This is a genomic window from Herbaspirillum sp. GW822-FHT03A08 (assembly GCF_058801885.1).
Genome location: NZ_JBXANR010000007.1, coordinates 245,804 through 261,386, shown reverse-complemented (window position 1 = coordinate 261,386; position 15,583 = coordinate 245,804). Strand labels below are relative to the sequence as shown.

15 protein-coding genes are annotated in these 15,583 nt (G+C 58.0%); 3 read left to right on the top strand and 12 right to left on the bottom strand.

Translation table 11 applies throughout. From position 1 onward, the window contains the following. Positions 1-189: 189 nt before the first annotated feature. Both AC1RN6_RS22070 and AC1RN6_RS22065 read left to right on the top strand, forming a co-directional pair. Positions 190-1,314, top strand: a complete 1,125-nt coding sequence (locus AC1RN6_RS22070) for a JmjC domain-containing protein (RefSeq protein WP_493007602.1) — start codon at positions 190-192, stop codon at positions 1,312-1,314. A 283-nt stretch (positions 1,315-1,597) separates the two neighbouring features. Further along, positions 1,598-1,855 carry a hypothetical protein gene (locus AC1RN6_RS22065; protein WP_493007600.1) on the top strand — a complete coding sequence of 86 codons (258 nt, stop codon included), beginning with the start codon at positions 1,598-1,600 and terminating at the stop codon, positions 1,853-1,855. A gap of 194 nt (positions 1,856-2,049) precedes the next feature. Here the strand turns inward: AC1RN6_RS22065 and AC1RN6_RS22060 are convergent, their stop codons facing one another. From AC1RN6_RS22060 to AC1RN6_RS22015, 10 genes are all read right to left on the bottom strand, one after another. Beyond that, positions 2,050-2,832, bottom strand: coding sequence for an MBL fold metallo-hydrolase (locus tag AC1RN6_RS22060; RefSeq protein ID WP_493007599.1), 783 nt, complete (start codon positions 2,830-2,832; stop codon positions 2,050-2,052). Between the two features lie 50 nt (positions 2,833-2,882). Continuing rightward, the gene (bamC, locus tag AC1RN6_RS22055; RefSeq protein ID WP_493007598.1) at positions 2,883-4,049 is read right to left on the bottom strand and encodes an NlpB/DapX family lipoprotein; all 1,167 of its coding nucleotides are present in this window, start codon (positions 4,047-4,049) and stop codon (positions 2,883-2,885) included. A gap of 64 nt (positions 4,050-4,113) precedes the next feature. Then, entirely contained in the window at positions 4,114-4,992 is an 879-nt protein-coding gene (dapA, locus tag AC1RN6_RS22050; protein ID WP_493007597.1) for a 4-hydroxy-tetrahydrodipicolinate synthase, read from the bottom strand. Positions 4,993-5,115: 123 nt separating this feature from the next. Beyond that, complete coding sequence (locus AC1RN6_RS22045) at positions 5,116-6,315, bottom strand: tryptophan--tRNA ligase (RefSeq protein ID WP_493007596.1); 1,200 nt, start codon at positions 6,313-6,315, stop codon at positions 5,116-5,118. Positions 6,316-6,323: 8 nt separating this feature from the next. Beyond that, on the bottom strand, positions 6,324-6,986 hold the full coding sequence (locus tag AC1RN6_RS22040; protein WP_408166709.1) for a site-2 protease family protein: 663 nt from the start codon (positions 6,984-6,986) through the stop codon (positions 6,324-6,326). Positions 6,987-7,158: 172 nt separating this feature from the next. Beyond that, a complete protein-coding gene (locus tag AC1RN6_RS22035) occupies positions 7,159-7,785 on the bottom strand; it encodes an L-threonylcarbamoyladenylate synthase (RefSeq protein WP_493007595.1) in 627 nt (208 codons plus the stop codon). Positions 7,786-7,865: 80 nt separating this feature from the next. After that, positions 7,866-8,750 (bottom strand): protease HtpX, encoded by an 885-nt coding sequence (gene htpX / locus AC1RN6_RS22030; protein WP_493007594.1) that lies wholly within the window; start codon positions 8,748-8,750, stop codon positions 7,866-7,868. Between the two features lie 131 nt (positions 8,751-8,881). Then, positions 8,882-9,718: a 3',5'-nucleoside bisphosphate phosphatase gene (locus AC1RN6_RS22025; RefSeq protein ID WP_493007593.1), complete on the bottom strand. Its 837-nt coding sequence runs from the start codon at positions 9,716-9,718 to the stop codon at positions 8,882-8,884. A 119-nt stretch (positions 9,719-9,837) separates the two neighbouring features. Next, positions 9,838-10,716, bottom strand: a complete 879-nt coding sequence (locus AC1RN6_RS22020; protein WP_493007592.1) for an alpha/beta fold hydrolase — start codon at positions 10,714-10,716, stop codon at positions 9,838-9,840. An 88-nt stretch (positions 10,717-10,804) separates the two neighbouring features. Then, positions 10,805-11,830 (bottom strand): patatin-like phospholipase family protein, encoded by a 1,026-nt coding sequence (locus AC1RN6_RS22015; RefSeq protein ID WP_493007591.1) that lies wholly within the window; start codon positions 11,828-11,830, stop codon positions 10,805-10,807. A gap of 132 nt (positions 11,831-11,962) precedes the next feature. Here AC1RN6_RS22015 and AC1RN6_RS22010 point away from each other — a divergent pair, with 132 nt between their 5' ends. Further along, positions 11,963-12,559, top strand: coding sequence for an LOG family protein (locus AC1RN6_RS22010; protein WP_493007590.1), 597 nt, complete (start codon positions 11,963-11,965; stop codon positions 12,557-12,559). Positions 12,560-12,647: 88 nt separating this feature from the next. Here the strand turns inward: AC1RN6_RS22010 and AC1RN6_RS22005 are convergent, their stop codons facing one another. Both AC1RN6_RS22005 and purF read right to left on the bottom strand, forming a co-directional pair. Then, positions 12,648-13,889 (bottom strand): cystathionine gamma-synthase family protein, encoded by a 1,242-nt coding sequence (locus AC1RN6_RS22005; RefSeq protein WP_493007589.1) that lies wholly within the window; start codon positions 13,887-13,889, stop codon positions 12,648-12,650. 173 nt (positions 13,890-14,062) lie between these two features. Further along, positions 14,063-15,583 carry an amidophosphoribosyltransferase gene (gene purF / locus AC1RN6_RS22000; protein ID WP_493007588.1) on the bottom strand — a complete coding sequence of 507 codons (1,521 nt, stop codon included), beginning with the start codon at positions 15,581-15,583 and terminating at the stop codon, positions 14,063-14,065.

Below are 15,583 nucleotides of genomic sequence, written 5' to 3'. Positions count from 1 at the left end.
GGCCCGAGAAGGCATGACATGGGAATGTACTGCAATCTGCAAGCCGAATTATACCCTTTCGCCGGTATTGTCATTACGAGCGCCGGGCAGATGCATCCGGCTTAGTTGGCATGCAGGCAAGCCCACCGAAGCGGCGCAGGCTTCTGCGTTCACTGCGTACCCTACTGCATTGCGCTCTATAATGTCGCCATGAAAAATACCCTGACTCTGCTCGGCGACATCAGTCCCGCCACGTTCCTGCGCGATTACTGGCACAAGAAACCTTTGCTGATCCGCCAGGCGATTCCCGGCTTCAAGCCGCTGCTGTCGCGCCAGGCGCTGTTCGACATGGCGTCGCGCGATGACGTCGAGTCGCGCCTGATCCAGCAGAACGGCGATCAATGGAAGATGGATCACGGTCCGCTGACCAAACTGCCGGCGCTCAAGCAAAAGGAATGGACCATGCTGGTCCAGGGTGTCAATCTGCACGATGATGCGTCCGATGAGTTGCTGCGCCAGTTTCGTTTCATCCCCGATGCTCGCCTGGACGATCTGATGATCAGTTACGCCAGCGACGGCGGCGGCGTCGGTCCGCATTTTGATTCTTACGACGTGTTTCTGCTGCAAGCCCATGGCCAGCGCCGCTGGCGCATCAGCGCGCAGAAGGATTTATCGCTGGTGGACGGCATGCCGCTGAAGATTTTGAAGAACTTCCAGTCGGAACAAGAGTTCGTACTGGAACCGGGCGACATGCTGTATCTGCCGCCGCATTATGCGCACGATGGCGTTGCCGTCGGCGAATGCATGACGTATTCGATCGGTTTCCGCGCGCCGGCTTATCAGGAGCTCGGCGAAGCTTTCCTGCAATTCATGGCTGATTCCATCGATCTGCCCGGCCGCTATGCCGATCCCAAGCTGACACCGGCCAAGCATCCGGCGCAACTGCCTGAAGAATTGCTCTCGCAGGTGACCGAAGAAATCAACAAGATGCGCTTCACCGACGACGACATCACGATCTTCCTCGGCGAATATTTGTCCGAGCCGAAGGCCACGGTTTTCTTTGAACCGGCTGAAAAATCGTTGACGCCGGCACGCTTCGCACAGGCCGCAAACAAGCGCGGGCTCAAGCTTTCACGCAAAACGCAGATGCTCTATCGCGGCAAGCATGTGTTCATCAACGGCGAGTCGTTTGGCGTCGGTCGCGCCGACAAAGCACTGCTGAGCGTACTGGCCGATGAGCGCCGCCTGGACAAGAGCGCGTTGCAACATGCTTCAGAGGATGTGATGGAAGCCTTCCACAACTGGTACGAAGACGGCTGGCTGGAACTGTCTTAACAGGCTTAAAAATTCGCTCTTTTCTGTTTTTCAGGATCAGGCGAAATGCCGGAAACCTGCATGAATAAAGGCCTGACGGCAAGCTGACTGAATTTCCGACAATCTTACAAATTCTTACAGAAAAGAATAATTCGCATGTGATTTTCAGAAAAAGTGGCTATAATATCGGGCTGGAAAGCTTTCGTTGTTAAGCCCACAAGCAAGACACCGAAATCATCCTATAGAGCGATAATTACCGGTAATTATTCATCGCAAAATTTTGATTATTATTGAAGGAATATTCATGAAAAAGACTCTGTTGATCGCATCTTTGTTGGCTGTTGCTCTGGCTGCTTGCGGTAAAAAAGAAGAAGCTCCTGCACCTGCACCAGCTCCAGCAGCTGAAGCTCCAGCAGCAGCACCAGCAGCTCCAGCAGCTGATGCTAAGCCAGCTGATGCAGCTCCTGCAGCAGCTCCAGCAGCTGATGCTAAGCCAGCTGACGCTGCTCCTGCAGCACCAGCAGCTGACGCTAAGCCAGCTGACGCAGCACCAGCAAAATAATCAACTGATTATTGAAAAAGCCGACCTGAGGGTCGGCTTTTTTTATGCCTGCACAGTTTGTCATGTTGCCGCATTCACTGCTGTAGTTTTATTCGCTGCGCGTGTTATCACGCTCATTCCGCAGTTTTCTGCGGCAGCCCTGCCGCCCCCCCCTTTTTTTTCCGCACCCTGCCCCTACCCTATGCCACGGCTGTTCAACTGATGGCAACCCAGTCAAACCCATCCTCCTGGCAAGCGATCATGACTTCGCCCGGATGCGCGCCCAATGCGCCGCACAGTGCCGTACGTGCAAGCTCCGGCGTATTGTTTTTGAGGCTCAGATGCGCGCCGACCACTGTTTTGAGCTTCTGCTTGTCGAGCGCGGCAAGAATTTCAGCGCTGGTATCGTTGGCCAGATGGCCGTACGCACCGCCGATACGGCGTTTGAGCGATGGCGGATACATCGAGTCGGCGAGCATCTGGCGGTCATGATTGCATTCCAATACGAGCGCGTCGCAACCACCGAGCGCCTGCACCAGATGCGCCGTCGATTGCCCCGCATCGGTCAGCACGCCCAGTTTGTAGCGGCCATCGTTGGCGACGTACTGCACCGGCTCGCGCGCATCGTGCGGCACCGTATAAGGCAAGAAAGACAGATCGCCGATGACGAGTTCGTCGCTGTCGCGGCAAAAGTGCAGCGTCACGCCTTTGCAGGCTTCTTCGCCGACGGCCTGGTAAGTACCATAGGTCAGCCATACCGGGATGCCATGGCGACGGGCGAACTTGAACACCCCGCCCACATGATCCTGATGTTCATGCGTGACAATGATGCCGGAGATATCTTGCGGGAGTTTGCCGATGCGCGTCAGACGACGCTCGGTTTCTTTGATGCCGAAACCGCAATCCAGCATGACCGTGGTATTGGCCGTACCGGAATTGCTGCCGGTGATGATGAGGGCATTGCCTTCGCTGCCACTGCCGAGACTTGCAAATTTCAACAGTGGCCTCGCGAAGACATGTACTGCTTGCTACGAATTTACCTGAGAACTTACTTCAGCTGATCGTTCAGCAAACCAAGGATCTTGTCCGCGGTTTGCGAAAGTTCAGGCTTGCCGTCGTTGTTCTGGACGGTGATGTTGCTGACGTCGCCGGTACCCTTGACCACGATACGGTAACGCGCTGCCTTCTTGTCCTTGTCCTTGGAGCTGAACAGGTTCGAGAAGAAACCGCCGGATTCCTTGTCCTTGGCGTCCTGGTTCTGATCAACGTAGCGCACGAAATAGACACCTTGCGAACGATCGCGGTCTTCCACGGTGAAGCCGACGCGATCCAGCGCCAGGCCGACGCGGCGCCATGCACGGTCGAAGCTTTCATCCACTTGCACGCTGGAGCCGGTAGCCGCCTTCAGCAGCTTGGAGCGGGCTTGCAGGCTAGGTGCATTGGCGACGGCAGCTTTGGCCTTGGTTTCTTCTGCACCCAGACGCACCATCAGGCGCGCCAGGAATTCTGCTTCCAGGCCAGGATCGGAAGGACGCGCAGTCCACACCGAAGTTTCCTTGGCCGAGCCGGTCAGCACTTCTTCGGCGCCGCGATGGCTGATGAAGATTTCAGTGGTGCCGTTCGGACCGCGTTCCAGACGCGTACGGAACTTGTCGCGCTCGCCGGTCGAATACAGCGAATCGAACACTTTACCCAGCGTGTTGCGGATGAAGTCTTGCGGGATCTTGGCACGGTTTTCAGCCCAGTCGGTTTCCATCACGCCGGTGTCAGGCGATTCGACGTTGATCAGGAAGCCGGAGTCTTGCCAGAAGTCCTTGATCGGCGTCCACAGCTGTTCCGGCGTTTGCGAGACGACCAGCCAACGCTGAGTGCCATCGCGCTCGATGCGCAGATCGCCCTTGGCTTGCGGTGCCACGGCAGCGGCATCGGCAGCAGGACGGGTCTTCTGTTCCAGGTTGTATCCGGAAGCGGTTGCGACGCCCTTGTTTGCTTCAGGAATCGCATAGCGGTTGTCGCGCTGCAGCTGTGTCAGATCAGGCGGCACTTCGAGTCGTGGGCCCTTGGCTTTTTCTGCGCTCTTGTAGTCGATACGATCCCCTTCCAGCATGTTGCTGACGGCACTGCATCCTGCGAGGCCGGTGAAAGCCAGAGCAATGATGAGACCACGTTGTGGGAGAAGACGTGAAGCAGAGTGAACGTTCTTGCGAATTGTCATATCGTTGCAATGAAAAGCGGGTTCAGGTTCAAGGGAAAACGACACTGCCGTTTATGTTAATTAATTATTTTAATACACCGGACTCACGCAACGCGCCACGCACGGTATCGTGATAGGCGTCGCCCAGCGGAGCCAGCGGCAAACGCATGCCGGATTCGATCAGGCCCATCTCCATCATTGCCCACTTCAGCGGTACTGGATTTGGTTCGACAAACAGCTTGTTATGCAAGGGCAGCAGCTTGTTGTTCAGTTCGACTGCCTTGGCGATGTTGCCGCTCATGGCCGCCACGCACAGCTCGTGCATATCGCGCGGCGCGACGTTGGCCGTCACCGAGATATTGCCGTGGCCGCCGTACAGCATCAGCGCGATTGCAGTGGCGTCGTCACCGGAATAAATCGAGAACGACTTCGGCGCCAGGCGGATCAGATCCGTGCCGCGGCCGATGTTACCGGTTGCATCCTTGACGCCGACGATGCCCTTCACTTGCGCCAGGCGCAGGATGGTTTCGTTGCTCATATCGGCGACGGTGCGGCCGGGAACGTTATACAAAATCACCGGCAGGTCGACCGACTCGGCGATCTTCTTGAAATGCAGGTACATGCCTTCCTGCGTCGGGCGGTTGTAGTAAGGAACAACCTGCAGCGATGCATCGGCGCCGACCTTCTTGGCGAACTCGGTCAGTTCAATCGCTTCCGAAGTCGAATTGCCGCCGGTGCCGGCGATGATGGGAATACGTTTGGCGGTGTGCTCGACCGCGACTTTGATCAGCTCGGAATGCTCTTCGACCGATACGGTCGGGGATTCGCCGGTGGTGCCGACGATAACGATACCGTCAGTGCCTTCCGCGATATGCCAATCAATCAACTTGCGCAATCCCGGGAAATCGAGACTGCCATCTGGATGCATCGGCGTGACGATGGCGACTATGCTGCCCTTGATCATGATGTTAGTGCGTAGTGAGTAGAAAATAAAAGACCGATTGTAGCGGATAGCCACTGCTATCGGTCAATTTGTTCAGATTTGCTTACATAGTACCTATACCCTGCAGGGTTTTGATGTAGGCCATCAATAACCCAATCCCATGGCTTCACGGACGTCGCGCATGGTGTCCTGCGCCAGCTTGCGCGCTGTGTCGCAGCCGTCGGCGACGATGGCGCGCACCAGCGACGGATCGTCGATGTATTGCTGTGCGCGTTCCAGCATCGGCTGCTGCTCTTTCAGGATGGCGTCGATGACCGGTTGCTTGCATTCCAGACAACCAATGCCGGCTGACCGGCAGCCCTTGTCGACCCATTGCCGCGCAGCATCATCCGAGTACACCAGATGGAATTGCCAGACCGGGCATTTGGCCGGATCGCCGGGATCGGTGCGGCGCACGCGCTGCGGATCGGTCGGCATGGTGCGGACCTTCTTGGTTACGGAGTCCTTGTCTTCGCGCAGCGCAATGGCGTTGCCATAGCTCTTGGACATCTTTGCGCCGTCCAGACCAGGCAGGCGCGAAGCTTCCGTCAACAAGGCCTGCGGCTCAGTCAGGATCAGCTTGCGGCTGCCTTCCAGATAGCCAAACAAGCGCTCACGGTCGATCATGGACAAATTCTGCGCGTCGTCGAGCATGGCCTTAGCCTGCTCCAGCGCTTCTTCGTTGCCCTGCTCCTGGAATTGCGTGCGCAGTTCCTGATACAGCTTGGAGCGCTTGCTGCCGAGCTTCTTGACGGCTTCGCGCGCTTTTTCTTCGAAGCCTTTTTCCTTGCCGTAGAGATGGTTAAAGCGGCGCGATATCTCGCGCATCATCTCGATATGAGGGATCTGGTCTTCGCCGACAGGCACCTGGCTGGCCCGGTAGATCAGCACGTCGGCCGCCTGCAGCAGCGGATAGCCGAGGAAGCCGTAAGTCGCGAGGTCGCGGTCGGCCAGCTTTTCCTGCTGATCCTTGTAGGTCGGCACGCGCTCCAGCCAGCCCAGCGGCGTCGCCATCGACAGCAGCAGGTGCAGCTCGGCATGCTCAGGCACGCGCGACTGGATGAATAAGGTGGATTGGGAGGGATCGACGCCGGCGGCGAGCCAGTCGATCACCATTTCCCAGGTGCTGGTTTCGATGACGCTGGGGTCATCGTAATGCGTCGTCAGCGCATGCCAGTCGGCAACAAAGAACAGGCAAGGCAGTTCGGATTGCAGCTTGACCCAGTTCTTCAGGGCGCCGTGATAGTGGCCCAGATGCAGCGCACCCGTCGGGCGCATACCGGAGACAACGCGATCAGGATACATGGTGTGTTTTAATTAAAGAGTAAGGATAACGGCGAAGTAATCAACTGCAGCAAGCTTCCTGCCAGGTACATGACCGGCGCCATCCACCAGGTGTAAATCACCTTCAGCAAGACCAATGCCATCACGATAAAGAATCCGTAAGGCTCAATCTGTGCAAATTTATACGCATATTTGTTCGGCAGCAAACTGGTCAGAATGCGCCCGCCATCCAATGGCGGGATCGGAAAGAGGTTGAAGGCGAACATCACCAGATTGGTCAGCACCCCTGCTTTGGCCATCAGCATGAAGAATTCTTCTTCGACGCCACCGATCGCCAGCGCATAAATCATCAGGGTCCAGATCAGCGCCATCAGAAAATTGGCGGCCGGGCCGGCCAGCGCCACCCATGCCATGTCGCGCTTGGGCTTGCGCAGCTTGCCGAAGTCCAGCGGCACCGGCTTGGCGTAACCGAACAGAAACGCTCCGCTGGTGGCAAAGTACAGCAGCACCGGGATGACAATGGTGCCGAAAGGATCGATGTGCTTGAGTGGATTGAGGCTCATGCGCCCCATCATGTAGGCGGTCGTGTCGCCGAAGTACTTTGCAGCAAAGGCGTGGGCCGCTTCGTGCAGTGTAATCGCGAACAGTACCGGGAGCGCATACACTGCGACAGTCTGGATAAGATCATTCATGGGTGCGAATTTTAGCAGAGGGATCAGGCTGAACCGCCGGAAAATCGGCAGAGAAGACAAGAAATGCGAGACGGCGGCGCGCAGCACCGCCCGGAGAGGCAGAAATTAACTGCATGACAACGATTACACCCGGCAATGCCGCAGCATCGGTAAAAAAATTACCTCTCGGCAATTACAAGCCGAACGGCGCTGCGTCGCCCCGCCCCTGCCGCACCAGTACCGGCTCAGCGTCATCGCTGAGATCGATGACGGTAGTCGGTTCCAGACTGCAGGCGCCGCTATCGATAACCAGCTCAATCTGTTTTTCCAGGCGATCGCGAATCTCTTCGGCGTCGGTCAGCGCATCGTCCTGATCCGGCAGGATCAGGGTCGTGCCGATCAGTGGCTGGCCCAGTTCCGCCAGCAGGGCGTGGGCGATCTGATTTTCAGGCACGCGCAGACCGATGGTCTTGCGTGACGGATGGCTCAGCCGGCGCGGGACTTCCTTGGTGGCTTCCAGGATGAAGGTGTACGGCCCCGGCGTTGCCGCTTTGAGCAAACGGTACTGGCGGTTATCGACCTTGGCGTATTGCGCAATTTCGCTGAGATCGCGGCACAGCAAGGTCAGATGATGCTTTTCATCGACGCCGCGAATCCGGCGCAGGCGTTCCACCGCATTCTTGTCGTCGAGCTGGCACACCAGCGCATAACAGGAATCGGTCGGCAAGGCGACGATGCCGCCGCCCTGGATAATCTGCGCAGCCTGCTTGATCAGGCGCAGTTGCGGGTTATCGGGATGGATCTGGAAAAACTGACTCATGAATCCTTCGTCTTAAAATCGAACTTCAAAAAGGCAAAACGGCGGTTGCTACACCGCCGTTCATTGTCACATCTGCATCATTATCGCGTACTACTGCTGCTACGCAAGGCAGCGATACGCTGCTCCAGCGGCGGATGGGTGGAAAACAATTCCATGAAACCCGGCTTGTCGTTGATACCCATGGCGGCCATCGATTCCGGCAAACCGCTCACAGGAATGCCACCCAGACGCGCCAATGCATTGATCATCGGCTGCGGGCCGCCGAGCAATCTGGCTGAGCCGGCGTCGGCACGGAATTCGCGATGGCGCGAGAACCAGGCCACGATCATCGAGGCGCCAATGCCGAACACGATCTGACAGACCATGACCGTCACCATGTAACCGATGCCGGGACCCGAGTTGTCATTGTTACGGCGCAACGCCGAATCGACGAAGTAGCCGACCACGCGCGACAGAAACACCACGAAAGTATTCACCACGCCCTGGATCAATGTCATTGTCACCATGTCGCCATTGGCGATGTGGGCGACTTCGTGGCCGAGTACGGCTTCAACTTCTTCTTTGGTCATGCCTTGCAGCAGACCGGTCGACACCGCGACCAGCGCAGAATCCTTGAACGCGCCGGTGGCGAAGGCATTTGGCTCGCCTTCATAGACGGCGACTTCGGGCATGCCGATGCCGGCGCGCTGCGCCAGTTTGCCGACAGTGTTGACGAGCCAGACCTCGGTGGAGTTCGCCGGCGTATCGATCACGCGCGCACCGGTGCTCCACTTCGCCATGGTCTTGCTCATCAGCAGCGAAATGATGGAACCGGTAAAACCGACGACGATGGAAAACACCAGCAGCATCGGCAGGTTGAGGCCTGCGCGGGTCAGGAATTTGTCTACGCCGAGCAGGGACAAGATCACGCTCATCACCACCAGCACGGCGATATTGGTCGCGAGGAAGAGGAATATGCGTTTCATCCGGAAAACTCCTATCGGGAAAGTGGTTATTAGATAGGATCGGAAGGGGGAAAATCAAGGGATTGCGCCAATTCCCTGCGGAATTGAGGCATTGAGAAGCAGAAATGACGTCTTTATGAGCTTGTGGACGCTTACAGCTTCCAGTCGTGCCAGACAGGCGTCAGATCCTTCGGCAATGGCGGCAGCGTTCCCAGATCCACGCGCGATTCGCCCGGGCCATGGAAATCCGAGCCTATCGACGCCAGAAAGCCGTAACGCCTGGCGACGCGCGCATATTCCTCATATTGATCCGGGGTATGGCTACCGGTAGTGACCTCAATCGCCGCACCGCCATGCTGCTTGAATTCATCGAACAAGGCGCCGAATTCCAGATCGCTGTACTGATAGCGTCCCGGATGTGCAATCACCGCTACGCCGCCGGCGCCGCGGATCCAGTCGACCGATTCCTTGAGTGTGGCCCAGCGATGCGGCACATAGCCGGGTTTACCCTCGCACAGATAATTGCGGAAGACTTCCTTGGTGTCGGCACAGCGGCCGATCTCGACGATGTAACGGGCAAAATGCGTGCGCGACATCAGATCGGGATTACCGACGTGCTTGAGCGCGCCTTGGAAGGCATCGGGGATGCCGACCTTTTCCAGCTCTGCTGCGATATCGCGACCGCGACGTTCGCGGCCGTTGCGGGTGGAAGCCAGGCCCTTGACCAGCGTCTCGTTTTTTTCATCGATGCGCAAGCCGACGATATGCACGGTCTGCCCCGCCCACGTGATCGAAATCTCGACACCGGGGATGTAACGCATGCCGAGATCCTGTGCGGCCTCGCGCGCGATGGCAATGCCGCTGATTTCGTCGTGGTCGGTCAGTGCCCAGACATCGACGCCGTTAGCCTTGGCGCGCGCAGCCACCTCCGCTGGCGGCAGCAGGCCGTCAGAGACATTGGAGTGACAGTGCAGATCGACGTTGAGCATTGTTGGAAACACCTTGAAAACACGAAAATGATACTTCCATTGTACGCCGCCAGCGCCTTCTCTGCTGCACTTGCACACACTGTAGGAAGGGCTTTGCGGCGACGGACGAGGATGGCGCTTTATTCGCTCAGAAAGGCTTCAATCACAGCCGCCAGCAACGCCGGCTGATCGTGATGGAGCATATGTCCGGCATCGGGAATGATCTCTGTGCGGACGTTGCGCAAAAAGCCGATACGGCGGTCGATTTCCGGGCGCATCAGTGCGTTCTGGCCGAACCAGCGCCAGATGTCGGTTTCAGCAGCCTCCACCCACAAAACCGGCGCGCTGATCTGCGCCCAGCAGGCGGTCACTTCGTCGACGCGATACAGCAGCGGATTGGTGTTCTTGTGCGCCGGATCGCCGAGGATCGCCCAACTGCCGTCATCGTTCTGCCCGGCCCAGTGTTGCGCGAGGAAGGCGGCACGCTCGCGGCTCAAGCGCGGGTTGGTCTTTTGCAGGCGCCCCATGACGTCTTCCTGGGTGGCGTAGCTGCGCATCTCCGGTTTTTCCTGCAACTCGTCGAGCCATTTGGCGAAGCGTCCCGGTGCTTGTTCGGGCTTCGTGCTCGGCAAGCCGAAACCCTCCAGATTGACCAGCTTGGCAATGCGATGCGGACGCACGCCCGCGTACAGGCCGACGACATTGCCGCCGAGGCTGTGACCGAGCAAGTTGACTGCTTCGTCCGGCGCATAGTGCAGCAGCAAGGCGTCGAGGTCGGCCAGATAATCGGGATACCAATAGGTGTCGGCCTGAGGACGTTCGGTCAGGCCGAAGCCGCGCCAATCGGGCGCGATCACATGCCATTCCTGTTGCAGGCAATCGACCATGAACTGGAACGAGGCCGAAATATCCATCCAGCCGTGCACCATGAAAATCTTGGGCGCCTGCGGATCACCCCAGTGGCGTACGTGATATCGCAGACCGCGGATATCGAGGAATTCGGAACGGGATGGCTTCATGGCGGGCGGCTTCTATGCAATCGGGAAAACTCCACAGTATAAGGCTAGCCCGCCCTGCCCGCTGCACCGCGGCCTGCGCCCCGATGCCTTACTGCAGATATCGCCCGAGATCGAAGGACGACTTCAGCCCCACCGTGTGGAAGTGCGTCTCCATCCAGCGCTCCGCGGCTTGCCTGCCTTCATCGTAAAGACCGTAGATGAACGATCGTTTGGTGTTGAGCTTGCTCATGACGTCAAGCTGGCTCATCAGGTCGTTGGCTTCGACCAGATGCATGTTGAGTCGCTTCAGGCGCCGCTCCAGCGTACCGAAGGCGAACATGCCGCTTTCCGCTTCGCGTTTGGCCAGGGCCAGGCCGCCCAGTTCGGTAAAAAACGCCGAGCTGAAACTGATCTCCGACAGCCGCTGACCGATATCATGCGTCGACGTCGGCGTGCCGGGGCGGCTGCACGGATGCAGCAGCACGACCAGCAGATCGCGCGATGAGCACAGATGCAGCAGAGGAAAAATCGGTGGATTGGCCGTCAGGCCGCCATCCCAATATGCCTCGCCATCGATCTCGACCGGACGGTGCATGGACGGCAGGCAGGCTGATGCGAGCAAGGCATCCAGCGTCAGTTCGCGGTCGCGGAAAATCTTCAGCGTGCCACTGCTGACCTTGGTGGCGGCAATGAATAGTTTGATGGTGCTGCGGGTGCGCAAGCGGTCGAAGTCGACCTGTTCTTCAAGGATGTCGCGCAAGGGATTGATATCGAGCGGATTCAGCTGTGTCGGCGAGAAGAAACGCGTCATCGCCAGAAAGGCATGCATCGCCGCCGGTGTGGTCTGGGTCAGCAGGCTGGTGCCGCCCGGCATCATCTCCGGTGGCAGAAAGCTGAACGGCTCCTTAATCGCGATACGCCCCCAAAACGCCGCCAGCGCTTCGCGCGCACCTTCGCGGCCGCCGACATTGAAGCCGTGCGACAGCACTGCCGCATTCATGGCGCCGGCGCTGGCGCCGCTGATGCCTTCAAAGTCCATGCGGCCGTCTTCCAGCAGACGATCCAGCACCCCCCAGGTAAAGGCGCCGTGCGATCCGCCGCCTTGCAATGCCAATGTCACGATCTTGTTTTGCATGCTGTTCCTTGAGTAGTCGTTCATGTCTCCTGTCATTGCCAGGTCACCTGAATTCGCTACGCTGGCGAGGATGTTTTTGTCATGGTAAGCATGTTATAACATGGCAATGTCGATTAACCCGAGCTAAAGAAAATGAAATCCATCTGTGTTTATTGCGGTTCTTCCGCCGGTGCATCTGAAGTCTACGCGGAAGGCGCACGCGCGCTGGCGCAGGAAATGGTCAAGGACAATATTGCCCTGGTGTATGGCGGCGGCAACGTCGGCCTGATGGGCATTATTGCAACAGAAGTCATCCGTCTGGGCGGCGAAGTAACGGGCGTGATTCCCAAGGCGCTGCTGGACAAGGAACTCGGCCACAACGGCCTGACCCGTCTGCACATCGTCAAGGACATGCACGAACGCAAGGCCATGATGGCGGAGCTGTCGGACGGTTTTATCGCCATGCCGGGCGGCATGGGCACGCTGGAGGAATTGTTTGAAGTACTGACCTGGGCCCAGCTCGGTTTTCACTACAAACCGATCGGCCTGCTCAATGTCGACGGCTTCTACAACAACCTGATTGCGTTCATCGAACATCTGGTGTCGCAACGCTTCTTGACGGCGGAACAATCGCTGCTGATGATGCATGAACAGAATCCGGCGGATCTGCTGCATCGTTTCAAGACGTACAAACCTAGCTACACCAACAAGTGGGCCGACAAGACTGCGCCTGCAAAGCTGCTGCCGTAATCCGGCAAGGCGCACAAAGAAAAACGGTCATCCCGGCGCGATGCCGGCATGACCGTTGGTCATAAGAGCAAGATCAGGGATCAAGCCATCAGGAATCCAGCGCCTGGCGGAAATCCCCCACCAGATCGTCCGTATCCTCCAGTCCGATCGACACGCGAATCAACGATTCAGCGATGCCCATCGCGGCGCGGCGCTCCTGCCCCATTTCATAGAAAATCGTATGCGCCACCGGAATCACCAGCGTGCGTGTATCGCCCAGATTGCTAGACGCTACCGCCAGTTGCAGACGGTTCAGATAGTCGAAGCAATCGATGCCGTCCTTCAATTCAAAGCTCAGCAAGCTGCCGTAGGAACGGAACAGTTCGGTCGCCAGCGCATGTTGCGGATGCGATGGCAAACCCGGGTAATACACGGCCGCCACACGTGGATCGGCATCCAGCATCTGTGCCACGGCCAGCGCATTGGCGCATTCGCGCTCCTGGCGCAACGCCATGGTTTCCGAACCGACGGCGATGTGATGCGCCGCTTCCGGACCCAGCGAAGCGCCGAAATCGCGCAAGGCCTTGGCGCGGATCTGCGCCATGCCCCATTGTTTCTGCGGATTCTTTTTGTAGTTGTCGGCGATGTGCGGATAACGCGACCAATCGTACAAACCCGTATCGGTCAGCGCGCCGCCCAGCGCGTTGCCGTGACCGCCGATGGACTTGGTCAACGAATTGACCACGAGGCCCGCACCCACCGCTTTCGGCTGAAACAAGTAAGGCGACGTCATCGTGTTGTCGACGATATACAGAATGCCGCGCTCACGGCACAGGTCACCGATGCGCTTCAAGTCGGCGATCTGAGTGCGCGGATTGGCGATGGTTTCCACGAACACGACGCGCGTCTGCGGCGTCAGCGCTTCTTCCACCAGCTTGACATCGGTCGCATCGACCATCGAGACGCGTGCGCCTTGCGCATTGACCGTCATCCACATGCTGTTGGTATTGCCGAACAGGAAAGCCGACGACACTACGTGGTCGCCTTCACGCAGCAAACCCTGAATTACGGCGCCGATCGCCGCCATGCCGGTAGCAAAGCAAATGGTCGACAGGCCGTCTTCCATCTTGGTGATCTTCTCTTCCAGCGCCGACACGGTCGGGTTGCCCTGACGGCCATAGCGATAGCCGGATTGCTTGCCCTGGAATACTTCAGCCAGTTGGCGCGCATCCTTGTAGCCGAACGCCACGGAGGTATGAATCGGCTTGTGCAGCGAACCGTGTTCGATCTCTTTCTGACGGTCGCTGTGCAAAATGGTGGTGGTGAAACCGTAGCTCTTCTTGTCGTTCATAGATGTAGATGCATGAGGCGGAAATCGTGGGAGAACGGTGATGATAAGCCAGTTCTCGCGCTGCCGCAGCATTACGCTCGGCATGGAAGCGAAAGATCAATGAAAAACGCCGGATGCTCTGGGAGCAATCCGGCGTTTTTTCTGTTCCGAATGTTCCGGAACGCAGTGGAGACTTAGTCCACCCGCGCCAGGTTCAGATTGAGTTGCGAACGCACGGCGTCTTCCAGCGCCGGCTTCGGATTCTTGCGTGCAAACTCGAGACGGTCGAGGTAGTCGCGAGAAATATCGCCGGTGATGTAATTGCCATCGAAGCACGATGCTTCGAAGTTCTTCAACGCCGGATTGACATCCGAGATAGAACGCTTCAGATCTTCCACGTCCTGATACACCAGCGCGTCAGCCGTGATTTCGCGGCAAACTTCCTCGTCGGTGCGGCCATAGGCGATCAGTTCGTCACGTGTCGGCATGTCGATGCCATAGACGTTCGGAAACTTCACCGGTGGCGCGGCCGAAGCGAAGATCACGCGCTTGGCGCCGGCTTCACGCGCCATTTGCACGATTTCACGGCTGGTCGTGCCGCGTACGATCGAGTCATCGACCAGCAGCACGCTCTTGCCCTTGAATTCGGAACCGATGGCATTGAGCTTCTGACGCACGGACTTCTTGCGCAGGCCCTGGCCCGGCATGATGAAGGTGCGGCCGATGTAGCGATTCTTGATGAAGCCTTCGCGATAATCCAGGTTCAGCTTGAGCGCCAGCTCCATCGCAGCAGGACGCGACGAATCAGGGATCGGCATGACGACGTCAATTTCGCCGCTGGCGATTTCGCGACGGACCTTCTCGGCCAGATATTCACCCATCTTCAGGCGGCTGGCGTAGACCGATGCGCCGTCGATGACCGAATCAGGACGCGCCAGGTAGACGAATTCGAAAGCACAAGGATTGAGCGTCGGGTTGTCGGCACATTGCTGGTTGTACAACTTGCCGTCGTTATCGATAAAGATCGCTTCACCCGGCATCACATCGCGCAGGAAGCGGAAGCCCAGGCCTTCCAGCGCCACGGATTCGCTGGCCAGCATGTATTCGGAACCCTTGTCAGTTTCGTTGAAACCGAGGCACATCGGACGAATGCCGTACGGATCGCGGAAGCCCAGCAGGCCGTAACCGGCGATCTGCGCCACCACGGCGTAGGAACCGCGCACGCGCTTGTGCACCATCGCCACGGCCTTGAACACGGCAGCCGGATCCAGCGAATAACCAGTCGTGGCTTGCTGCAACTCATGCGCAAACACATTGACCAGCACTTCGGTGTCGGAATCGGTGTTGAGGTGGCGGCGGTCGTTCTTGAACATCTCGACCTTGAGCTGTTCCGCATTGGTCAGGTTGCCGTTGTGCGCCAGAATGATGCCGAACGGCGCATTGACATAGAACGGTTGCGCCTCTTCTTCGCTCGACGAGCTGCCGGCGGTCGGATAGCGCACCTGGCCGAGGCCGGTGTTGCCTGGCAACGAACGCATGTTGCGCGTACGGAACACGTCGCGCACCAGACCGTTGGCCTTGTGCATCGAGAAACCGTTTGCGTGATTGGTTGCGATACCGGCTGCATCCTGACCGCGGTGCTGCAGCAGCAGCAGCGCATCGTAGAGCAACTGATTGACTGGACTATGGGAAACGACGCCGACAATGCCACACAT